The organism is Erythrobacter mangrovi, from assembly GCF_013260645.1.
GTDB classification, from domain to species: Bacteria; Pseudomonadota; Alphaproteobacteria; order Sphingomonadales; family Sphingomonadaceae; genus Qipengyuania; species Qipengyuania mangrovi.
Genome location: NZ_CP053921.1, coordinates 968,577 through 989,704, shown reverse-complemented (window position 1 = coordinate 989,704; position 21,128 = coordinate 968,577). Strand labels below are relative to the sequence as shown.

At 64.1% G+C, this 21,128-nt stretch carries 18 protein-coding genes; 12 read left to right on the top strand and 6 right to left on the bottom strand.

Annotation, left to right across the window (positions count from 1 at the left end):
* Positions 1-5: 5 nt before the first annotated feature.
* Positions 6-1,661, top strand: coding sequence for an alkaline phosphatase D family protein (locus HQR01_RS05110; protein WP_173213142.1), 1,656 nt, complete (start codon positions 6-8; stop codon positions 1,659-1,661).
* 6 nt (positions 1,662-1,667) lie between these two features.
* On the opposite strand, the gene HQR01_RS05105 is transcribed toward HQR01_RS05110, so the two are convergent.
* The gene (locus HQR01_RS05105) at positions 1,668-2,279 is read right to left on the bottom strand and encodes a glutathione S-transferase family protein (RefSeq protein WP_173213140.1); all 612 of its coding nucleotides are present in this window, start codon (positions 2,277-2,279) and stop codon (positions 1,668-1,670) included.
* A gap of 296 nt (positions 2,280-2,575) precedes the next feature.
* On the opposite strand from HQR01_RS05105, the gene thrS reads away from it, so the two are divergent.
* A complete protein-coding gene (thrS, locus tag HQR01_RS05100) occupies positions 2,576-4,573 on the top strand; it encodes a threonine--tRNA ligase (protein WP_173213138.1) in 1,998 nt (665 codons plus the stop codon).
* Between the two features lie 14 nt (positions 4,574-4,587).
* A complete protein-coding gene (locus HQR01_RS05095) occupies positions 4,588-5,328 on the top strand; it encodes a sulfite exporter TauE/SafE family protein (protein WP_173213136.1) in 741 nt (246 codons plus the stop codon).
* Here HQR01_RS05095 and HQR01_RS05090 read toward each other — a convergent pair.
* The 4 genes from HQR01_RS05090 to HQR01_RS05080 all read right to left on the bottom strand — a co-directional run bounded on the left by HQR01_RS05090 (position 5,325) and on the right by HQR01_RS05080 (position 9,018).
* On the bottom strand, positions 5,325-6,068 hold the full coding sequence (locus HQR01_RS05090) for a DUF1223 domain-containing protein (protein ID WP_173213134.1): 744 nt from the start codon (positions 6,066-6,068) through the stop codon (positions 5,325-5,327). The two genes, HQR01_RS05095 and HQR01_RS05090, sit on opposite strands and share 4 nt — an antisense overlap.
* A 70-nt stretch (positions 6,069-6,138) precedes the next feature.
* Positions 6,139-6,267, bottom strand: a complete 129-nt coding sequence (locus HQR01_RS15320) for a hypothetical protein (protein WP_267905501.1) — start codon at positions 6,265-6,267, stop codon at positions 6,139-6,141.
* A gap of 34 nt (positions 6,268-6,301) precedes the next feature.
* A complete protein-coding gene (locus tag HQR01_RS05085; protein WP_173213132.1) occupies positions 6,302-7,294 on the bottom strand; it encodes an agmatine deiminase family protein in 993 nt (330 codons plus the stop codon).
* Between the two features lie 26 nt (positions 7,295-7,320).
* Entirely contained in the window at positions 7,321-9,018 is a 1,698-nt protein-coding gene (locus HQR01_RS05080; RefSeq protein WP_173213130.1) for a M28 family peptidase, read from the bottom strand.
* Between the two features lie 45 nt (positions 9,019-9,063).
* Between HQR01_RS05080 and glnE the strand changes: the two genes are divergently transcribed.
* From glnE to HQR01_RS05035, 9 genes are all read left to right on the top strand, one after another.
* Positions 9,064-11,784: a bifunctional [glutamate--ammonia ligase]-adenylyl-L-tyrosine phosphorylase/[glutamate--ammonia-ligase] adenylyltransferase gene (gene glnE, locus HQR01_RS05075; RefSeq protein ID WP_173213128.1), complete on the top strand. Its 2,721-nt coding sequence runs from the start codon at positions 9,064-9,066 to the stop codon at positions 11,782-11,784.
* Entirely contained in the window at positions 11,784-12,260 is a 477-nt protein-coding gene (locus HQR01_RS05070) for a peroxiredoxin (protein WP_173213126.1), read from the top strand. The genes glnE and HQR01_RS05070 overlap by 1 nt, the downstream gene beginning before the upstream one ends.
* Positions 12,257-13,057, top strand: a complete 801-nt coding sequence (locus HQR01_RS05065) for a ferritin-like domain-containing protein (RefSeq protein ID WP_173213124.1) — start codon at positions 12,257-12,259, stop codon at positions 13,055-13,057. Before HQR01_RS05070 ends, HQR01_RS05065 begins: the two co-directional genes overlap by 4 nt.
* 141 nt (positions 13,058-13,198) lie before the next feature.
* The gene (locus HQR01_RS05060; protein ID WP_234030256.1) at positions 13,199-13,888 is read left to right on the top strand and encodes a M23 family metallopeptidase; all 690 of its coding nucleotides are present in this window, start codon (positions 13,199-13,201) and stop codon (positions 13,886-13,888) included.
* A gap of 144 nt (positions 13,889-14,032) precedes the next feature.
* On the top strand, positions 14,033-15,580 hold the full coding sequence (locus tag HQR01_RS05055; RefSeq protein WP_173213120.1) for an acyl-CoA synthetase: 1,548 nt from the start codon (positions 14,033-14,035) through the stop codon (positions 15,578-15,580).
* Positions 15,580-16,881, top strand: a complete 1,302-nt coding sequence (locus HQR01_RS05050) for a cytochrome P450 (RefSeq protein ID WP_173213118.1) — start codon at positions 15,580-15,582, stop codon at positions 16,879-16,881. The genes HQR01_RS05055 and HQR01_RS05050 overlap by 1 nt, the downstream gene beginning before the upstream one ends.
* 60 nt (positions 16,882-16,941) lie before the next feature.
* The gene (locus HQR01_RS05045; protein WP_173213116.1) at positions 16,942-17,286 is read left to right on the top strand and encodes a hypothetical protein; all 345 of its coding nucleotides are present in this window, start codon (positions 16,942-16,944) and stop codon (positions 17,284-17,286) included.
* 518 nt (positions 17,287-17,804) lie between these two features.
* Entirely contained in the window at positions 17,805-18,425 is a 621-nt protein-coding gene (locus HQR01_RS05040; RefSeq protein WP_173213114.1) for an OB-fold-containig protein, read from the top strand.
* A gap of 20 nt (positions 18,426-18,445) precedes the next feature.
* Positions 18,446-20,164, top strand: a complete 1,719-nt coding sequence (locus tag HQR01_RS05035) for a flotillin family protein (RefSeq protein WP_173213113.1) — start codon at positions 18,446-18,448, stop codon at positions 20,162-20,164.
* A 58-nt stretch (positions 20,165-20,222) separates the two neighbouring features.
* On the opposite strand, the gene HQR01_RS05030 is transcribed toward HQR01_RS05035, so the two are convergent.
* Positions 20,223-21,113: a UTP--glucose-1-phosphate uridylyltransferase gene (locus tag HQR01_RS05030; protein ID WP_173213110.1), complete on the bottom strand. Its 891-nt coding sequence runs from the start codon at positions 21,111-21,113 to the stop codon at positions 20,223-20,225.
* Positions 21,114-21,128 lie beyond the last annotated feature (15 nt).

Here is a 21,128-nt window from a genome sequence, read left to right as displayed (position 1 = left end):
CCTACATGACCGCAACCGAGCCACCGCAAGCCCCGCGCCTGCCCGCCGTTGATCGTCGAACCCTACTGAAGGGCGGCCTGCTGGGGGGTGGCCTCCTTACCGCGCCCTTGGCTGCCCACAGCGAAGCGGGGTTCACGCATGGCGTCGCCAGTGGTGAGCCGGGAAGTGGCAGGGTGCTGCTTTGGACCCGCTACGTTGCGAGCCAATCCACCACGCTCGAATGGCAGGTCTCGGGAACCAGCGATTTCACCAACACCGTGGCGGCGGGCAGTGCTTCGGCGCAGCCCGAGAATGACTGGTGCACCAAGGACTGGGCCGAAGGCCTGACCCCTGGAACCTGGTATTACTATCGCTTCGTCGCGCCTGATGGCTCGGTGTCCGATGTCGGGCGCACCAAGACGCTGCCCGAAGGACCAACCGAACGCTTCCGCATGGCGGTGTTCAGCTGCTCGAATATCGGCTTCGGCTGGTTCAATGCCTATGCGCATGCTGCTGCTGCCGACGAGTTCGACTGTGCGCTGCATCTCGGCGACTATCTCTATGAGTATCCGAGCGGCACCTACCCGTCGGCTGCCCAGACCGTGCACGGCCGCAGCATCTGGCCGGCGCAGGAGCTGGTTGCGCTGGCGGATTATCGCGAGCGTTATGCAGCCTATCGCCGAGACCCGGATCTGCGCCGCCTGCACCAACTCTATCCGATGATCTCGGTATGGGACGATCACGAAAGCGCAAACGATTCGTGGAAGGATGGCGCCGAGAACCACCAGTCCGAGACCGAGGGCGATTGGGGTGCTCGAAAGTCAGCCGCAATGAAGGCCTATCGTGAATGGATGCCCGTCTCCGATGAGAACTGGGCCTCCTATGAGATCGGGGACCTCGCCACACTCTTCCGGTTGGAGACGCGCCTTACCGGGCGCGCCAAGCAGTTCAGCCTTGCCGAGATCCTGTCGAGCGGTGGCGGCGACCCGGACAAGTCCAGGGCCGCGCTCGCAGCCTTTCGCGATGGCGCCTGGCTCGATTCCTCGCGCGAGATGATCGGCGCGGACCAGCAGGCCTGGCTGGTCGAAGGCTTCAAGCGATCCAAGGGGGCCGGCAAGACCTGGCAGGTGCTGGTGCAGCAGGTGCTGATGGGGCGGATCGTATCTTCGCCGACGATTGCCGAGGCCTTACCCAAGGACGTGCCCGATTATGTCCGCCGCCGTGTCCTTTCGGGCGCGATGGCAGGGGCCGAAGGCGTGCCGTTCAATATGGATGCATGGGATGGCTACCCCGCTGCGCGCGCGCGGGTGTTCGAAGCAGCCCTGACAGCCGATGCCAACCTCATCAGCCTGGCGGGCGATACGCACAATGCCTGGGCCTTCGACCTCGACCTCGACGGCGCTCCCGTGGGCATCGAATTCGGTGTCCAGTCGGTGGCGTCGCCCGGCCTCGAAAGCAGTCTCCCGCAAATTCCGGCCGAAACGCTTGTGCGCAGCACGGTGGAGGGCAATTCGCAGCTCAAGTGGATGGACGCCTCACAGCGCGGCTACATGGCGGTCGAACTGCGTCCGGGCAGTGCGACCAGCGAGTATCGCTTCCTCACCAGCGTGCACGAAAAGGGCGCAGGTCTGGCCGGCACCAAGCGCATCACCACGCTGGCCGGCAGCAACCGGCTTGCCTAGCTCTCCTCAGGCCGAAGCGCTTGGCCGTGCCGCCACCCGCTCGAACCAGGCGCCAACATTGGCGAACTTGGGATCGAGCGGCTGGCCGACGACGTTACCGAAGGCCTGGAAGCAATAGAGCATGATATCGGCCAGTCCGAAGCTATCGCCACCGACATAATCCTGCGTCGCAAGGCGATCGTCGAGCCAGCCAAGCTTGTCCTGTACGCAAGCCTTCAGCCCCGGCGCGGCCTCAGGCAGGCAGCGCATGCGGCTTTCGAACATCGGCAGCCCTTCGGAAAAGCGGAACCCGTTGGCCATCGGCTCGCACACGTTGAGATCGACCCACCGCGTCCACCGCCGCGATTGCGCCCGCGCTTCCGGCGTTTCGCCCAACAAGGGCGTGCCCGGCTGGGTCTCATCGAGATATTCGCAGATCGCGGTGATTTCGGTCACCACATTGCCATCGTCGAGTACCAGCGCGGGCGACTGGCCTGCAGGATTGACCTTGAGGAATGCCTCGGCGCGGTTCTCGCCGCTCCTCAAGTCCACGGTCTCGCTCGGAAGTTCGATCCCGCGTTCTGCCATGAACATGCGCACGACATGGGGGTTGGGGCCAATGCTGGTGATGATCTTCATGTGTTTTTCCTCGGTTTCGGTGACCACCGTTGTCTGTTGCGCGCGGCGCGTCAATCGTCTCCATCGACAATTAACTGCTGCTGCGTTATCTGAACTGCATGCAGTACGCATGTGCCTTGACGACAACTACTACCACCCCGGGTGCCCGGGGGCGGTCGGTCGCGCGCTAAGCGTACCGCCGCCGCCCGGTTTCGGGCGGTGGGCGTTTCCTCCCGAAATCGCGATTAAAGCCAAACGCCGCTTCAAGCGCGCGCTCGCCTGTGCCATGGGCGCGCCAAGCGAAACGGTAAGAGACGATGACGGAACTTCTCAAGATCAGCCTGCCCGACGGTTCGGTGCGCGAAATGCCCCGCGGGAGCACCCCGGCAGATGTTGCCGCGGCCATCGGTCCCGGCCTGGCCAAGGCGGCGATCGCCGCACGCGTCGATGGCGAGCTGCGCGATATCAACCGCCCCTTCGACGGCGACGTCCAACTGGCGCTGGTGACCAGTCGCGACGAGGCGGATGCGCTGGAGCTGGCGCGGCACGATTTCGCGCATGTGCTGGCCGAGGCGGTACAGGCGCTGTGGCCGGGCACGCAGATCACTTTCGGTCCGGCAACCGATGATGGCTTCTACTATGACGTGAAGGCCCCGAGCGACCGCGACCCGTTCAGCATGGACGACCTGCCGGCTATCGAGGAGAAGATGCGCGAGATCATTCGCGCCGACAAGCCGCTGCGCCGGGAAGTGTGGAGCCGCCAGCAGCTGATCGACAAATGGCAGGCCGAAGGCGAGACGTTCAAGGCCGAGTGGGCGCAGGAACTGCCCGAGGGTGAGGAACTGACGGTCTATTGGTCGGGTGACGACTGGCTCGACATGTGTCGTGGCCCACACCTTCCCAGCACCGGCAAGCTTGATCCGCAGGCCTTCAAGCTGATGCGCGTTGCCGGGGCCTATTGGCGCGGTGACCAACGCAACGAGCAGCTCACGCGTATCTATGGCACCGGCTGGCTCAACAAGAAGCAGCTCGATGCACATCTGCACCGGTTGGAGGAGGCCGCCAAGCGCGACCATCGCCGCCTGGGCCGCGAGATGAACCTGTTCCACCTGCAGGAAGAGGCGCATGGGTCAGTGTTCTGGCACCCGCAGGGCTATGTCATCTACCGCATGCTCGAGGATTATATCCGCCGTGCGGTGCAGGGCGCCGATTGCCGTGAGGTGAAGACGCCACAGGTTATGGACGCACGCCAGTGGGAGCGTTCCGGCCACTGGGGTAAGTATCGCGAAAACATGTTCGTCATCCCGGACGAGGTGCCCAACATCGAGGATGAGGGGCCGCTGGTGTCGGATGCGGCCGACTGGATGGCGCTCAAGCCGATGAACTGCCCGGCGCATGTGCTGATCTTCAAGCAGGGCATCAAGAGCTATCGTGACCTGCCACTGCGGCTGGTCGAAAACGGCTGCTGCCACCGCAACGAGCCGCATGGCGCGTTGCACGGTTTGATGCGCGTGCGCCAGTTCACGCAGGACGATGGCCACATCTTCTGCCGCGAGGACCAGATCGTCGACGAGGTGCGCAATTTCTGCGAGCTCGCCGACCGGGTCTACAAGGACTTCGGCTTTACCTATGCGGTCAAGCTGGCGCTGCGCCCCGACCAGCGCTTCGGCTCCGACGAGGATTGGGACAAGGCCGAGGAAGAACTGCGCCAGGCGGTGATCGATGCCGGCATGGCGACCGAGGAATATGGCTGGGAGGAGCTTCCCGGAGAGGGCGCGTTCTATGCCCCCAAGCTCGAGTGGCACCTGACCGATGCGATCGGCCGTACCTGGCAGGTCGGCACGATCCAGTCGGACCGCGTGCTGCCCGAACGGCTCGACGCGAGTTACATCGGCGAAGATGGCGAACGCCACCGCCCGGTGATGCTGCACCGAGCGATTTTTGGCTCATATGAGCGCTTCATTGGCATCCTGATCGAGCATTTTGCCGGCAAGCTGCCCGTCTGGCTCGCGCCGACGCAGGCGGTAGTGGCGACGATCGTGTCGGATGCCGACGGCTATGCGAACGAGGTTGTGGCCAGGCTCGAAGCGGCCGGCATCCGTGTCGAAGGCGACCTGCGCAACGAGAAGATCAACTATAAGGTGCGCGAACACTCGCTCGCCAAGGTTCCGCACTTGCTGGTGGTCGGCAAGCGTGAGGCCGAGGAGGGCACCGTTGCGGTCCGTACGCTGGGCGAACAGCACCAGAAGATGATGACCCTCGACGAAGCGATCATCATGCTGCTGGCGGGGGCAACCCCGCCCGACCTGCGCTGAAGGTCCCAGGCTGAGTGGAGATCGCGGGCTTTGCCCTGTGGCAAGTAGGGATCGCGCTCGTCGCGACCCTCGCCTCGGCCTATGTCCGTGGCCTTGCCGGCTTCGGGTTGGCCATCTTGCTGGTCCCGGTTCTCGCCCTGGCGCTGAAGCCGGTCGAAGCGGTGCTGATCGCCAGTATGCTGGGCCTGATGATCGGGCTGACCGAGATTCGCTGGTTGATCAACCAGGCAGAACGATCGGCCTGGCACATTGGGGGGATGGTTGTGCTGACCACCGCGCCAGGCATGGCACTGCTCGCGATTACGCCTGCGCCCGTGGCCCGGCTCCTGATCGCCCTGGTGGCGCTTTCGGCCTTCGTCGCAGTACTGATCCCGCCTCGCGAACCTGAGATACCAGGCAGGCTGAACACGCTGCTTACCGGGGCGGCCAGCGGAGTGCTTACAGGCTTCGCCGGCATGCCCGGTCCGCCCGTGGTCCCCTATTATGTCGGGCGTTCAATCCCGCGCGAGGTCGCCAAGGCTTCGATGGTGCTGGTGTTCACCATTGCATCGACCACTGGCATTGCTTCGGGCCTGGCCCTGGGCATGATGCACTGGCGCCTGTTGTTGCTGGCACTGGCGCTGTTCCCGGTCGTGCTGATCGGCAATGCGCTGGGGCACCGCGCATTGGGTAAGATCAGCGATCGCGCCTGGCGTATTTTCGCCGCGACCGTGCTCGGCGCGGCATCGTTCGCGGCGCTGTTGAAGCTGCTTTAGCTCACCAGCTGCGCGGCCAGCACAGGCCCGGCGTTCTTCGCACGCAGGACCAGTGCATAGGCATCGGCCCCCGGCACGGCGAGCTGCGCGGGCGTTACGCGGATGCCCTGTTCGCCCCCAGTCCACTCGGCGATCGGGCGCTCGTCGACCACGACATTCGTATAGCCGATCGCCCGATTGCCATTCTCGCCCGCCGCAATCCGCACCGTAACGTGCCGCTTGAGGGCGATCAGCATCAGCTCCGCCTTGGCCGGTGTTTCCCCGGCGAGCCCGACCGCGAGCCCGCCATCCCTCAGCCGCTTCGTCGAGATTGCCGCCGGGCCCGGAGCCTCTTGCGCGACCATCTGTCGGATGACTGCTTCATTGGAGCCAACCGTACCGCGTCGGCCATCGACCACGATCTGTGGTGTGTAAACGCCATTCTCTCCGGCAAGCTTCCGGGTCGCATAGGCGCGTTGGAGCCGAGTGTTCTCTTCCCGTGCCAGCGTGTCCTTCCAGCCCAGGCGATCCCAATAGGTCACCGGGCGCGAGATCACCACGAGGCCTTCCTCGCGCGCGAGCTTCTCGGCAAGGCGGTCGGCGGGCGGGCAGCTACTGCAACCCTGGCTGGTGAACAGCTCGAGCAGGACTGGCCGCGCCGGGCCTTCGACTGCCGCAATCGCGGGCGACCCGCCCTGCATGAACACGGACAAAGCGGTTCCGACAACGGCAGCGGCAAGGGCGGCGGGCACGAGCTTCATGGCAAAGATCTCCTCTGCGCCATGGTTCGGCGCAGCGAAGTCATTGGTTACTGTGCGAAAGACCGCTGGTTCAGAAGGGTAGTGCCGGACCGGCGAGGACCAGCGCGAGGCCGCAACCGCACACGATCAGTGCCCGCGCGGTATCTGCCAGCTGGAGCTGGGCGACATGAATGCGGGCGCGGGCGATTGCCTGGGTCATGCGGATATTGTCCGGTGGAATCCCTAACGAAGCGTTAAGCTTCCCAGCCAGCGGCCGGCATTTGCTGACTGGCGCAATGGAACCCGCCACCACCGGCCAGTACGGCGTCGCCCGGCAGACCTACCGTCGCCCGGTCGGGGAACAGCTCGGCAATTGCGGCGACGCCTTCCTCGTCGAAAGGTGAACCGAAGGTCGGGACTACGACCAGATGGGTGGTGATCGCGAAATTGGCATAGCTTGCCGGTTCGATCCGCCCGTCGCTGGCGATGCGTCCGGGGGAAGGTATTTCCTTCACGATCACCCCGGCGGCTTGGGCTCGCGCTTTGGCATCGGCATAGATTGCGGCGTTGGGATCGTCGTTCCCGGTCGCGCGCGGCAGGCACAGTGTGTTTGGTGCGACGAACCGCGCAAGGTTGTCGACGTGCCCGTCGGTGTGGTCATTGATCAGGCCGTCACCTAGCCACAGCACGCGGGTGAAACCAAGGTCACGCTTGAGCCGCTCCTCGATCTGCGCCTGTGTCAAACGAGGGTTGCGATTGGGGTTGAGCAGGCACTGCTCGGTCGTGGCGACCAGCCCGGTGCCGTCTCCGTCGATCGCCCCGCCTTCGAGGATCCAGTCGCCTGTGACAATCTCCAGGTCGGCATCCTGCGCCAGCTCCGCCCCGATGGTCTGGTCGCCATCCATCAGGTACTTGCCGCCCCAGCCGTTGAAACCGAAGCGCCTTGCGCTGCGGCGGCCGGTCCTGCCGCACAGGACCAGCGGACCGGTGTCACGTAGCCAAACGTCGCCGTAATGGCGCCGCTCGAGCCGCACCGCAGAGCTGACCAGCGATCTCGCACGCGCCTCGTTCGCTGCATCGCGGACCAGCAATCGGACCTCCTGCCCGCTATCGGCAACCGCGCTGGCGAAGGCTGCGATCTGCTCCTGCGCGCGCGGAAGCACATCGGGCCATTCATCGGCGTCGTGCGGGAAGCCGATCCACAGCCAGTCCTGGGGCGCCCACTCTGGGGGCATCGTAAAGGGCATCGGTCGGCTCTCCGTCGCGATGGGGATCAGCAGCCCTTGTCCGCGGCGACGCAGCTTTCATCGCGCGTCGCCTTGAACTCGTCGCCCTCGACCCAATTGGGCCAGCCGTTCGACATCGCCATGCTGCGGCCGATCCGGTAGTAAAGCTGCAACTGCTGCATCAGGCCCGAGAAGTCCCAGCCCGCGTCATACTCGTCGCTCGGTTGATGGTAGCGGTTGACCGTATAGTCCTCCGCCAGCTTCGCCCCTGCTTCCTTGCCACCCTGCTCCAGGTCTTCGCCGGCGTCGATGTAGAGCATCGGTACGCCGCGCTTGGCCATGCTGAAGTGGTCCGAGCGGTAGTAATAGCCCTTCTCGGGCGTCGGTTCGGGCGTGCCGGTGCGCTTCTCTGCAGAGAGCGCCCAGTCGAGGAAGCGGTCGAGTTCGCTCTTGCCGCCGCCGACGATGGTCACATCCTTCGCGCGCCCTCCGGGAAGCAAGCCGTCGATGTTGAGCCCGCCGACCGTCTGCACCAGCGGGAAAACGGGGTTTGCGGCGTAATATTCGCTGCCCAGCAGGCCCGATTCCTCCGCAGTCACGGCAAGGAACACCTGGCTGCGTCGGGTGGGCCCGGCCTTGGCGCTGGCCTCGGCCAGGGCGACAAGCGCAGCCGAGCCAGTCGCATTGTCGACGGCCCCGTTGCAGATGCCATCGCCGCTTGCATCGGGCTTGCAGCGGCCGAGATGGTCCCAATGCGCCGAATAGAGAACGTATTCCTCGGGGGCCTCGGTGCCCTTGAGCAGGCCGACGACATTCTGCGATTCGAAGGTACGGATCGAATTGGTGAAGTGGGTTGAGGCGGTCATGCCGAGCGGAACGGCCTTGAAGCCCTTTTGCTTTGCCGCTGCGGTGAGTTTCGCCAGATCCTGCCCCGCCGCATTGAAGATGCGTTCGGCGGCAGGCATCTGGACCCACCCGTTGACCAGCGTCTGGTCCGCACCCTTGTCGCTGCGTTGTGCATAGACCTGCGGCCCCGTCCAGGAGGACTCGACCACGTTCCAGCCATAGGCCGCCGGGAAGGTGTCGTGGATGATGATTGCGGCGGCTGCACCCTGCCTCGCCGCTTCTTCGTATTTGTAGGTCCAGCGTCCGTAATAGGTCATCGCGCGACCATTGAAGGTGCCTTCGAGGCCCTCGGTCTCATAATCGGGGTCGTTGACCAGGATGACTGCGGTCTTCCCCTTCATGTCGAGCCCGGCATAATCGTTCCAGCCCCGCTCCGGCGCATTGATGCCGAAGCCGACGAACACCAGTTCGCTCTTCTCGAGCCTGGTTTCGGCATCCTCGCGATAGGTCGCGCCGACCCAATCCTTGCCATATTGGAAGCGCATCGGGGCGCCCTCGCCGCCCGCTATGGTCAAAGGCGCGAAGTCCTTGCCGCCGATCTCGACCAGCGGAACCTTCTGTACCCAGCTGCCATTATTGCCCGGTTCGAGCCCGGCCTTCTGGAATTCCTCGATCAGGTAGGCGACGGTCTTTTCTTCGCCCGGCGTGCCCGGTGCACGGCCTTCGAACTCGTCGGAGGAGAGCTGCTCGACCACGCGCCGCATCGTGTCTTCGGACAAATCGCCCGCCGCGATCTCGGGAACATCGAATACTCCTGCGCCGGTATCGGCATCGCTCGCGTCCATCGAGCAAGCGGAAATCAGCAGCGCCAGCGTGGCAGCGAGCGGGAGGCGTTTCATGGGGATCCCCTTGGATTTCGTCGTGTCGGGCGGGCTTGTGTCAGCATGACTGCGGGAGGGCAAGCTTGCGCATATGCGAGCGCGGCGGCAGGACGGCGTGCGATGGTTGCCGACTGGTCTTCTGCCCTCGCCCGCGCCCGGGCCCACGCACCATTCCTTGCGCGCGCGCTGCAGCGACGCCCGGAACTGGTTGCGCTGATGGAGCGCGGCGAAGGCGAGGAAGCGCTCGGACTGGCGAAGGCGGTGCAACAGGGTGACGTGGCGACTGCGCTGCGGCGTGAGCGCCTCTCCCTTGCCCTGGTGCTGGCGATTGGCGACCTCGCCGGAGCCTTCCCCCTTGCCAAGGTCATGCGCGAACTGTCCGCCTTCGCTGATCGCGCCCTGCATGAAGCGATCGGCGCGGCTATCGCGGGGCGGGTTGAGGGCGCGCCGAATACCGGGATGATCGGCCTGGCCCTGGGCAAGCACGGCGCCGGCGAACTCAACTACTCCTCGGATATCGATCCGATCCTGCTCTACGATCCGACGCAGCTGCCCCGGCGCGAACGCGACGAGCCAGGAGAAGCGGCCCAGCGTTACGCGCGCGAAATCGTACGGCTGCTCTCGGAAGTGACGCATGAAGGTTATGTCTTCCGGGTCGACCTGAGATTGCGCCCTGCATCCGAAGTCAGTCCCTTGGCGCTTTCGCTCAACGCCGCGACGGCGCACTACGAAAGTTCGGCACTGGCATGGGAGCGAGCGGCGTTCATCCGCGCGCGTGCTTGTGCCGGCAATATCGCTGCGGGTGAAGCTTTCCTCGATCATATCCGACCCTTTGTCTGGCGGCGTAGCCTCGATTTTGGGGCGATCGACGAGATTCGGCGATTGACCCGACGCATTCGAGAGCAGCAGAGCGGGCCAAGCGAGCCTGCCCCGGGATACAATCTCAAGCTGGGGCGCGGGGGCATTCGCGAGATCGAGTTTTTCGCCCAGACGCATCAGTTGATTCACGGCGGCCGCGATCCGAGCCTTCGTCACCGGGGTACACGGGCGACGCTCGATGCCCTGGCGGCAACGGGCCGAATTGCGCCTGACGATGCGCGCGTCTTGGGCGAAAGCTACGATGCGCTTCGCGTGATCGAGCACCGCCTGCAGATGGTCGAGGACCACCAGACCCATACGCTTCCTGCAGGCGATGCGCTCGACAATGTTGCGCGGCTCCATGGGATGGCCGACGGCGGAGCTCTGCTCGCCCATTTGCACGAAGTCACCGCGCCTGTCGGGGCGAGGTTTGACGCGCTTCTGGCTGAAGATGGCAAGACGGTCGCGACGGTTCCGGTCGGAAGCAAAGACCCAGGGGTGTCGCGTGAGGCGAACGAACGCGTGGCCTCCTGGACCGACGGCCGCTTCTCGGCCTTGCGCAGCCAGGCGGCCCTGGCGGCCTTCGATACGATCCGACCCGCGCTACTCGCCTCCGTCGCTGCTTCCGACGAACCCGATCGCACGCTGGCGCGTTGGGAAACCATGCTTGCGCGCCTGCCGAGCGCGATAAACCTGTTCCGCCTGCTCGAGGCGCGACCGGGTCTGTTCGACCTCGTCGCCGATTGTCTGACGCTTGCGCCGCCGCTGGCCGATGAACTGGCACGCAAGCCCGACCTGCTCGATGCGCTGATAGACCGAAGCTCGGTCGACCTCGCGGCCGATGTCGACGATCTTGCCGGCGCAATGCGCCAGCGCGAGCGCGGCGATGACTATGAGAAGCGGCTCGACCGGATTCGCATCGTAACCGGTGAGGCGCGCTTCGCGCTGGGCGTGCGGCTGATCGAAGGGGTGCAGGACCCTCTCGAAATTGCCGCCGCACTGTCACGGGTTGCCGAAGGCGCGTTGCAGGTTGCGCTGGAGGAGGCGCAGGCCGAATTCGCCTTGCGCCACGGCGTCATCCAAGGAAGCGAGTTGATCGTGGTGGGGTTGGGCCGTCTGGGAGGAGGGCTGCTGACTCATGCTTCGGACCTCGACATCATCTATCTCTTCACCGGCTCGCATGACGCCGAATCCGACGGGGACCGACCACTTGGGGCCACGCTCTACTACAATCGGCTGGCGCAACGGGTGACGGCGGCCTTGAGCGTGCCCACCGCGCAGGGCGCGCTCTACGAGGTCGACACGCGCTTGCGACCGCAAGGCAATCAGGGCCCGCTGGCGGTGAGTATCGAGGGCTTCGCCCGCTACCAGCGCGAGGATGCGTGGACATGGGAGCATATGGCACTGCAGCGCGCGCGAGTGCTGGTTGCCAGCGAGGCTGCGCGGCGTGACGTCGAAGCGGTCGTAGCCTCGATCCTGACGCAGGAACGCGACCCGGAGAAGCTCAAGGCGGATGTCCTCGAAATGCGAGGTGAGATGGCGCGGCACAAGGCGCCGAAGGGCCCGCTCGACGCCAAGCTGCTACGCGGCGGCCTGGTCGATATCGAGTTCCTCGTTCACTTCCTGCAATTGCGCCATCGGATCGCACTGACGCCCAACTTGCGTGACGCGATTGCAGAGCTGGTAACTGCGGGTCACCTGCGGTCAGAGTTGCGTGAAGCGCGCGACCTGATGACGCGGTTGCTGGTGGGAACAAGGCTGTTGGCGCCTGACCTCGATCGCCCCAATGACGCCGCAGCGGCAATCCTGGCGCGCCAATGCATGTGCAAGGATTATGCGGGATTGCTTGCCCGGCTGGAAGCGTCGCGGCGTGACGTCGCGGCGGCCTGGCTGGATGTGTTTGATGAGGGACTGGAGATAGGTTGATGAGCAAGAACGCGCCTGGCGTGGGTGACCCGATGCCCGACATCGCGATGGAGAAGCCGGACGGTGGCACGGTACGCCCTTCCGACTTCAGGGGGCGCAAGGCGGTGGTCTACTTCTACCCCAAGGACGATACGCCCGGTTGCACCACCGAGGCGAAGGACTTTTCGGCACTCAAGGCCGAATTCGACAAGGTGGGCGTGGCGCTATTGGGAGTGAGCAAGGATCCACCGAAGAAGCACCAGAAGTTCATCGACAAGCACGGCCTGTCGATCGACCTCGCCACCGATGCCGAAGATGGCGGCCTTTCGGATGCGCTGGGGGTCTGGGCCGAAAAGCAGATGTACGGGCGGACTTACATGGGCATGGTCCGCGCGACCTATCTGATCGCCGAAGACGGAACGATCGCGCAGGTGTGGCCCAAGGTGAAGGTCAAAGGTCACGCCGAGGAAGTGCTGGCGGCGGCACGCGGCGCATGACGTCGGGGCGGCGCAGCATCGCGGCAGCGATCCGTGCTGCGCTGCTCACTGGCGATCCGACCGCCAAGGTCTTCGCTGCGCGCCAGGTTGCGCGCGATTGGCGGCTCGGGCGGCTCGATTTCACCTTTGATGTGGAGATGCCGGCGCGTCCCGCATGGCCCGGGAACCTCGAATTGCTGCCGCCCGGACGGATGCCCAAGCGCGGTAAGATGGGGTCGGAACGGAACCGGATCGCGCTGTGGCATGCACTCGCGCACATCGAATTCGTCGCGATCGACCTTGCCCTCGATATGGCCGGGCGATTCGGCGATTCGATGGGGCAAGCCTTTGTTTCCGAATTTCTTTCTGTCGCAGCCGATGAAGCGATGCACTTTGCGCTGCTGGCGCGGAAACTCGATTCGCTGGGTTCCTGCTACGGAGCGTTGCCTGCGCACGACGGGCTGTGGAGCGCGGCGCGCGACACCTCGCACGATGTTGCCGCGCGGCTTGCGATCGTTCCCATGGTGCTGGAGGCGCGTGGACTCGATGTAACCCCGGCCACGCTCGACCGGGTGCGCGTGCAAGGTGATGAAAACGGGGCGAAAATTCTGAAACGAATCCTTGACGACGAAATTCGTCATGTCGCCATCGGCTCCAAGCATTTTCACGCGGTGGCCGCCCGTCGTGGCGAGAACGCGCGGGAATTGTGGCGGAAACTGGTGGAAACGCACTTTTCCGGGGGGCTCAAAGGGCCGTTCAACGACTCAGCGCGTTTGGCAGGCGGCTTACCGCGCAGCTACTACGCGGCTATTGCCTGATTAACTTTTTCACCGATAACCCAAATCCACGAGACGCCGGGGGGTTCCGGCAGTGTTGAATGATTTCGGTGGCGCGGGCAGGGGAAGTCCAGGTCGTCGGGAAGCGAACGGGCGCAAGAGCGCCGGATGGACGGGTTTGCAATGGCTTCCAAGCGTAACTCGCTTGTAATCGCGATTATCGCCGCAGGGCTTTCGATCGCTGCCGCACCGGCACATGCTGGCGACACCAACACCGCTGCTGCGGTCGGAACGATCGACGTAAGCCGCGTCGCCGGCACGATCGAAGACGGTGATGACGCGCAGTTCCAGCAACTCTTCGCAAACTGGGAAGAAGTTGGCCGTCCGGCAGGTATTCCGGCTCATGCGCTGGTTGCCGTGCCTTCGCGCCTCCCGCTCGACAATACCACGCTGACCAGCGATTTCGGCATGCGGACGCACCCGGTGCTTGGCGGTCGGCGCAATCACAAGGGCGTCGACCTTTCCGCGCCGATGGGCACCCCGATCTACGCCACGGCTGACGGCTATGTCAGCAAGGCCGAATGGTTCTCGAGCTACGGCAATTTCGTCTCGCTCGAGCATGGCGCCGAACTGCAGACCCGCTATGCTCATATGTCGCGCATCGCGGTTGCGCCGGGCACGCGCGTCCAGAAGGGCGACATTATCGGTTACGTCGGCTCGACCGGCCGTTCGACCGGCCCCCACCTGCATTATGAAGTCCGCATCGGTGGCGAAGCGGTCAATCCGATCCCGTACATGGTCGAATCGGATGCGCAGCGCGCCTATGCGCTGGCGATGGGTACCGGTGGCCAGGGCGACGGCGACGATAACTGAGCCGCAACGCCCCATTGGGGACAGGAAAGCAGGGCGACGGGGCTTCCCGCCGCCCTTTTTTCTTGCCCGCGCTGGTGGCTTAGGTAGGTTTCTTCTCGCAACCGGATGAGTCTGCAAAGGACCGGCGGAGGAGAGAGGAAAACCATGCACCCGATAGCCCATGCCAAGGTACGCCCCGATCATCCGGCCCTGATCATGGCCGGTAGCGGCGAAACCGTCACCTATGGCCAGATGGACGACTACGCTAACCGCTTCGCCCGGCTGATGCGTGAGCGTGGCCTTGGCCGGGGCGATCATGTGGCGATCCTCATGGAAAATACCATCGACTACCTCCAGCTGGTCTGGGGAGCGCAGCGCTGCGGGATCATGATGGTGCCGATTTCGACCCGGCTGACCGCGCCCGAGATCGCCTACATCCTCAATGACAGCGATGCGAAGCTGCTGATTACCAGCCGCTACTTCGATGAAGTGATCCCCGGCATTCGCGCCGAGTGCCCCGGACTGCCGATGCTGCTGGTCGGCGGCAGCGGCGAGGAAAGCCTCGCGACGGCTTTGGCGGCGCAACCTGCCGCACCGATCGATGACCAGCAGGTTGGGCAGTACATGCTTTACTCTTCCGGTACCACCGGCAGGCCCAAAGGGGTGCGCCCGGCCCCGCCGACCGACGAAGACATCCAGCAGGTAACGCCGCTGATGGGGCTCGCGGTGATGGGGGCAGGGTGGCCCAGCGATGGGTCGATGGTCTACCTCTCGCCCGCACCGCTCTATCACGCCGCCCCGCTCGGCTGGTGCACCACTGCCCATCGGCTCGGTGCGACGGTTGTGGTGATGGAGAAATTCGACCCCGAGTTCGCCCTGGCCACGATTGAAAAGTACCGGGTGACCGACAGCCAATGGGTCCCGACCCATTTCGTGCGCATGCTCAAGCTCGATCCCGAAGTGCGCAGTCGCTACGACCTCTCCAGCCACCAGCGGGCGATCCATGCCGCCGCGCCCTGTCCCGTCCCGGTCAAGCGGGCGATGATCGAATGGTGGGGTCCGATCATCATCGAATATTACGCCGGGTCCGAAGGCATCGGCATGACGCTGATCAAGTCGGAAGACTGGCTCGCCCATCCCGGCAGCGTCGGCAAGGCGATCCACGGCGTGCTGCACGTCTGTGGGCCCGACGGTGAGGAAGTGCCGGCGGGTACTGATGGACTGCTCTATTTCGAGAACGACACCGTTCCGACCTACCACAACGATCCGGCCAAGACCGCCGAAGCCATGCACCCCAAGGGCTGGATGACACTGGGCGATATCGGCCACGTCGACGAAGACGGCTATCTCTACCTCACCGACCGCAAGAGCCACATGATTATCTCGGGCGGGGTCAACATCTATCCGCAAGAGATCGAGAACCTGCTGGTCACGCATGACAAGGTGATGGACGCGGCGGTGATTGGCGCGCCCTGCCCCGACTTCGGCGAAAAGGTCGTCGCGGTGGTCCAGCCGATGGATATGGCCGATGCGGGCCCCGCCCTCGAGGCCGAGCTGCGCGATTTCCTCGCGCCCAGCCTGTCGAAGATCAAGATGCCCAAGCTGTTCGACTTCCGTGCGCAGCTGCCGCGCGAAGCGAATGGCAAGCTGTACAAGCGCGAGCTGCGTGACGAGTATCTGCGCAAGGCCGAAGCCGAGACGGAGCAGGCCTGATGGCCACGCAGGACAAGCCCCGGCTCGATCCGGTGACGGCCCGCGCGGTCATCGATCCGACCAGCTATGCCGCATGGGACCCGCTGCTCGACACCTTCGATCGCCTGCGGGAAGAGATGCCCGTCGCCTGGGTGGAAGCCAGCGAAGATGCGGTGCACCCGCCGTTCTGGCTGCTCACCCGCTATGATGATGCGATGCGCGTATCGAAGGACAACGCTACCTTCCTCAACAATCCGCGCACCGTCGTCTTCAGCCTGACCGAGGGGATCGAGTTCGCCAAGCAGTTCAGCGGCGGCAGCGAGCATATGGTGGCGAGCCTGGTTACCTTCGATGCGCCGATCCACATGAAGTACCGCAAGCTGACGCAGGAATGGTTCATGCCCAAGAACCTACGCGGTATCGAGGACGAGATCCGCAAGATCGCACAGGCGACCGTCCAGCGAATGATCGATGCGGGGCCTGAGCTCGATTTCTGCAAACTCGTCTCGGCACCCTATCCGCTGCATGTGGTGATGCAGATCCTCGGTGTGCCCGAAGAAGACGAGCCGCGCATGTTGATGCTGACGCAGCAATTGTTCGGCGGTTCGGACGAGGACCTCAACCAATCGGGCATCAAGGATCTTCCGCCCGATGTAATCACCCAGATCGTGGCCGGCGCGGTCAAGGACTTCGAGGCCTATTTCGCCAAGCTTACGGCTGAGAAGCGCGCCAATCCCAGTGGCGATGTTGCCAGCACCATCGCCAATGCCATGGTCGACGGCGAACCGCTCAACGATCGCGACATGATGGGCTATTACATCATCGTCGCTGCGGCCGGGCACGATACCACTTCGGCCAGCACCGCCGGCGCGATGCTGGCGCTGGCGCAAGACCCCGAACAGTGGGCCAAGGTAAAGGCCGACCGCTCGCTGCTCCCCGGAATCGTCGAAGAGGCGATCCGCTGGACCACGCCGGTGCAGCACTTTATGCGCACCGCGGCCGAGGATACCGAGGTGGGCGGCCAGAAGATCGCCAAGGGCGACTGGCTGATGATCAACTACGTCGCGGCCAATCACGATCCCGCCGTGTTCGACGATCCGCGCCATTTCGATGCCGCACGCAGCCCCAACCGGCACCTCGCCTTCGGCGCGGGCGCACACCAATGCCTGGGCCTGCACCTTGCACGGCTCGAAATGCGCATCCTGTTCGAGACCCTGCTCGACCGCATCGACAGCGTCGAACTGGCAGGCGAACCCGCGCGCTCGAAATCGACCTTCGTCGGCGGGCTCAAGACGCTGCCCTTGCGTATCAAGGCAATTTGACTTCCCTATCCAAGAAACACAATTGGTACTGATAGTTACGAGTCGCTCAGGGGTATAGTCATGTCGCTTCGGGTTACGGGGATCGGCCTGTTCGAGAACAATGCTGCCCGAATGATGGTGGCATCCCTTTCCGAAGACATAATCTCGATCGGCGAAGTTCTGCTCAACTATGCGATGTGGAACGCATACAATGAAGTGTGCAATATCGTCGCGGCCGAATGCGTGGCAGCCATTTGTGGAGCGCCTTCTGGCGAACTTCCACCAGAACTGGCCGCTATGTTGCCTGCGATGGGTGATCCAACACTGGAAGTCCTCCATCTCGCGCGGAGCAATGTGCGTGAGGTAATTACATGTGGCCAACTCATCGAGTTCTGGGAGCAACGCGGCGAGGGCGTCGAGTATTAGAGGAGAAAGCTTGCAGACCTTGAAGCCCGGCTCGAAAAGCTTCCGGTATGGAGCAGGACATACATCGAGTTGATGAGCTGATCGGAAGCAAGCGACAGGCGCGCGGGTGGAACGCGCACGGCGGTTGCGAAATCCGTGACCTTCGGTCGACGCACATGAATTTCCAAGACTTTTCGCTGTGCGGATAGTGCCCGAGTGTGACCTTCCATACTGCCCAGCCAGCACTCGCCTGCCCCTTGTGAACGACCGCCGCGTGGTGGTCGGTACGAAGGGGAATACCGAGGCGCCGAGCTGTAGGAAAATCGGCCCCAGTATGGGCGCGGGCTGACCGAGCGCGGGGTTCCTAGACGGAAGCGCTTTGAAGGCAAAATCGAACTCGGTTCGTCGCATATTCCTACCGGACGATCCCGGTTATCGCTAAATTGACCTCATGGAAAAAGACGACGGATAAGAACTTTTCGACTTCGGTCGGGAAGCCGGAGTTTTTCGTCCTCGACATTCAAAAGAAAGGAGGACCGATGACATTACTGGAACCGTACAACCTGCCGTTCGCGGTGGCCCTTGTCTTGGTTCTGGCGCTGTTCGTCATCCAATTGCTTGGCGTGCTCGATATCGACTTCGATCTCGACGCCGACGGTGATGGCGTACTGCATGCTGGGCCGATCGACGGACTGCTCACGCTGCTGGGGCTGGGGCGCATCCCTTTGACGATCTGGCTGGTCGTCTTCCTGCTGCTCTTCGCGAGCATGGGGGTCGGCATCCAACAGCTGGCCGCCGCCTTTACCGGCGCGCCGTTCGATCGCTGGCTGGCCGCAGTGCTGGCTGCAGGGGGTGCCCTGCCGGTGGCGGGCGTGATTGCCCGGCCGCTTGGGCGAATCCTGCCGCAGGACGAAACCAGCGCGGTCGATCCCGGCACGCTGCTCGGCCGACGCGGCACGATCACCGATGGTGTCGCGCGCGCCGGATTCCCCGCCCGCGCCCGGGTGAAGGATGCCTACGGACAGGACCATTACGTGATGGTCGAACCACATGACACGGCATCCGAGTTCCTGGCAGGCGACGAGGTCCTCCTCGTCCATCGCGAGGGCAATCAATTCTACGCGACCGCGCTGGCCGAACGCCGCCTGTCGCCCAACTGAGTTTGTAGCAAGGAGTGGAAATGCAAAATCTTATCGACTGGGCCATCCTCGCTGGAGGAATCGTCCTTGGCATCCTCATCATCGGGCTGTTCCTGGCCAAGCTCTATCGCCGGGCGTCGAAGGAAGTCGCCTTCGTGCGAACCGGCGTGGGTGGCGAAAAGGTGGTGATGAACGGTGGCGCCCTGGTGCTGCCCGTCTTCCATGAAACCATGCCGGTCAACATGAACACGCTGGTGCTGCCTGTGGTGCGCCGGGACAATGAAGCGCTGATCACGCTCGACCGCCTGCGGATCGACGTGAAGGCGGAGTTCTACGTCCGCGTTCGCCCCGATGCCCAGGCCATAGCCATGGCCGCGCAGACGCTTGGCCAGCGCACCATGCAGCCCGAGCTGCTGAAGGATCTCGTCGAAGGCAAGTTCGTCGACGCACTGCGCTCGGTCGCCGCGGGGATGAGCATGAACGAGTTGCACGAGCAGCGCGCCGACTTTGTCCAGAAAGTGCAGCAAGTGTCGTCGAATGATCTCGCGATGAACGGGCTCGAGCTGGAATCGGTCTCGCTCACCGGTCTCGACCAGACTTCGATCGAGCACTTCAACGCGAACAATGCCTTCGACGCCGAGGGCCTGACCAAGCTGACTGAGCAGATCGAGGCGCGCAAGAAGCTGCGTAACGACATCGAGCAGGACACGCGCGTGCAGATGGAGACCAAGAACCTCGAGGCGGACCAGCGCAGCTTCCAGATCAGTCGCGACAAGGAGTATGCGCGGCTCGAGCAGGAGCGCGAAGTCGAGGTGCGTCGTGCGGCGCAAGCGGCAGAGATCGCCCGCGAACAGGCCGAGCGCAACCGCGAGGCGGAGGCTGCGCGGATCGAAGCCAAGAAGCAGGTCGACGCGCAGCAGATCGAAGCCGATCGCCTGGTTGAGGAAGCCCGGATCGATCAGACCCGCGCGCTCGAAATTGCCCGGCAGGAACAGCAGATCGCGGTGCAGAACAAGAGCCGCGAGGAAAGCCAGGCCAAGGCCGTGGCCGACGAAGCCCGCGCCAAGGCGGTCGCCGCCGAGGAGCAGGTCGTCACCAGCCGCGAAAGTGAAATTGCCGAACGTAACAAGAAGATCGAGCTGATCGAGGCGGCCAAGATCGCCGAGCGCGATGCGATCAAGATCAAGGTCGAGGCCGAAGCAGAGAAGGACGCCGCAACCAACCGCGCCGAAGCCATGCGTCGCGAGGCGGAAGGTGAGGCCGAGGCCGAAAAGCTCCGTGCCGAAGCTGCACGAGTGCGCTTCGAGGTCGAGGCTGCGGGTCAGCGGGCGATCAACGAGGCGGCGAACATCCTGTCCTCGGACCAGATCTCGCTCCAGACCAAGATGGCCCTGCTCAAGGTCCTGCCCGAGGTGATCCGCGAGAGCGCCAAGCCGATGGAGGCGATCGATTCGATCAAGATCGTCCAGGTCGATGGGCTCACCAATGGCGGCGGCAAGTCGTCGGGTGGTGCAACCGCGGTCGGGAATGGCTCCGGCAACCTTGCCACCGACGCAGTCAGCGCGGCCCTGGCCTATCGGGCACAGGCTCCGGTTCTCGACGGGCTGATGAAGGAGTTGGGCCTGGACGGCTCGTCGCTCGGCGGTCTCGCCCAGGGCGTGGTTGCCGAGCCCGGGCTGGCTGGTGACGTGAACGAGCTGCTGACCAACCAGCGCAAGGTCATGTCGCGCGCTGAAGGCGAAGAGGGCCCTGCAAACTAGGCTCGACCCGCTGAGAGAATGAACGAAGGGGGCGCTGCGGCGTCCCCTTTTTCGTCGGTTATTCGGCCAGCAGCCGACGCATGATGGCGCGGACTTCGTCGCCCATGTCCTCGCGCTCCAAGGCTAGGGCCAGTGTTGCTTCGACGAAGCCAGTCTTGCTGCCGCAATCGAAGCGGCGGCCGGAGAAGGTGACTGCGTGGAATGGCTGGTTGCCGATCATCTTCGCCATCGCGTCGGTCAGCTGGATCTCGCCGCCCGCACCCTTCTCCTGGGCATCGAGCACGCGCATGACCTCGGGCTGGAGGATGTAGCGTCCCGATATGATCTTGTTCGAGGGCGCTTGTCCGGCCGGCGGCTTCTCGACCAGGCCGGTAACCTCGGTGAGCGTGTCCGAAATGCTCGCACCGGGTGCGATCACGCCGTAGCTCGATACTTCCTCCTGCGGTACCTCCAGCACGGAGATGAGGTTGCCGCCCACCTCATTATAGGCCTCGACCATCTGCTTCATGCAGCCGGTCCCTCCACCCCTGGCCTCGATCATCAGCTCGTCGGGCAGCAGGATGGCGAAGGGATCGTCGCCGACGATGGCGCGGGCGCACCAGATGGCGTGACCGAGACCCATCGGTATCTGCTGGCGCACCGTGATGATGTCCCCCGGCGTCGCGCGGGTATCGTCGAGCACGCTCATGTCCTTGCCGCGCTCGCTCATCGTCGCTTCGAGTTCGAAGGCCACGTCGAAGTGCTCGACGATGGCGGTCTTGCCGCGCCCGGTGACGAAAATGATCTGCTCGATTCCCGCCTCGCGCGCTTCGTCCACCGCAAACTGGATGAGCGGGCGGTCGACGATGGGCAGCAGCTCCTTCGGAATGGCCTTGGTCGCAGGCAGGAACCGGGTGCCCAGGCCAGCGACTGGGAAAACGGCCTTCTTGATCGGTTTATGCGTGGTCATGTTGGTCCAGATGAC

Bases quoted from the DNA above. Each gene is read 5' to 3' on its own strand.
- HQR01_RS05105 (WP_173213140.1), bottom strand. From the start codon at position 2,279: ATGAAGATCATCACCAGCATTGGCCCCAACCCCCATGTCGTGCGCATG.
- HQR01_RS05045 (WP_173213116.1), top strand. From the start codon at position 16,942: ATGTCGCTTCGGGTTACGGGGATCGGCCTGTTCGAGAACAATGCTGCC.
- HQR01_RS05050 (WP_173213118.1), top strand. From the start codon at position 15,580: ATGGCCACGCAGGACAAGCCCCGGCTCGATCCGGTGACGGCCCGCGCG.
- HQR01_RS05060 (WP_234030256.1), top strand. From the start codon at position 13,199: ATGGCTTCCAAGCGTAACTCGCTTGTAATCGCGATTATCGCCGCAGGG.
- HQR01_RS05080 (WP_173213130.1), bottom strand. From the start codon at position 9,018: ATGAAACGCCTCCCGCTCGCTGCCACGCTGGCGCTGCTGATTTCCGCT.
- glnE (WP_173213128.1), top strand. From the start codon at position 9,064: ATGACTGCGGGAGGGCAAGCTTGCGCATATGCGAGCGCGGCGGCAGGA.
- HQR01_RS05090 (WP_173213134.1), bottom strand. From the start codon at position 6,068: ATGAAGCTCGTGCCCGCCGCCCTTGCCGCTGCCGTTGTCGGAACCGCT.
- HQR01_RS05070 (WP_173213126.1), top strand. From the start codon at position 11,784: ATGAGCAAGAACGCGCCTGGCGTGGGTGACCCGATGCCCGACATCGCG.
- HQR01_RS05065 (WP_173213124.1), top strand. From the start codon at position 12,257: ATGACGTCGGGGCGGCGCAGCATCGCGGCAGCGATCCGTGCTGCGCTG.
- HQR01_RS05110 (WP_173213142.1), top strand. From the start codon at position 6: ATGACCGCAACCGAGCCACCGCAAGCCCCGCGCCTGCCCGCCGTTGAT.
- HQR01_RS05030 (WP_173213110.1), bottom strand. From the start codon at position 21,113: ATGACCACGCATAAACCGATCAAGAAGGCCGTTTTCCCAGTCGCTGGC.
- HQR01_RS15320 (WP_267905501.1), bottom strand. From the start codon at position 6,267: ATGACCCAGGCAATCGCCCGCGCCCGCATTCATGTCGCCCAGCTCCAG.
- thrS (WP_173213138.1), top strand. From the start codon at position 2,576: ATGACGGAACTTCTCAAGATCAGCCTGCCCGACGGTTCGGTGCGCGAA.
- HQR01_RS05085 (WP_173213132.1), bottom strand. From the start codon at position 7,294: ATGCCCTTTACGATGCCCCCAGAGTGGGCGCCCCAGGACTGGCTGTGG.
- HQR01_RS05040 (WP_173213114.1), top strand. From the start codon at position 17,805: ATGACATTACTGGAACCGTACAACCTGCCGTTCGCGGTGGCCCTTGTC.
- HQR01_RS05055 (WP_173213120.1), top strand. From the start codon at position 14,033: ATGCACCCGATAGCCCATGCCAAGGTACGCCCCGATCATCCGGCCCTG.
- HQR01_RS05035 (WP_173213113.1), top strand. From the start codon at position 18,446: ATGCAAAATCTTATCGACTGGGCCATCCTCGCTGGAGGAATCGTCCTT.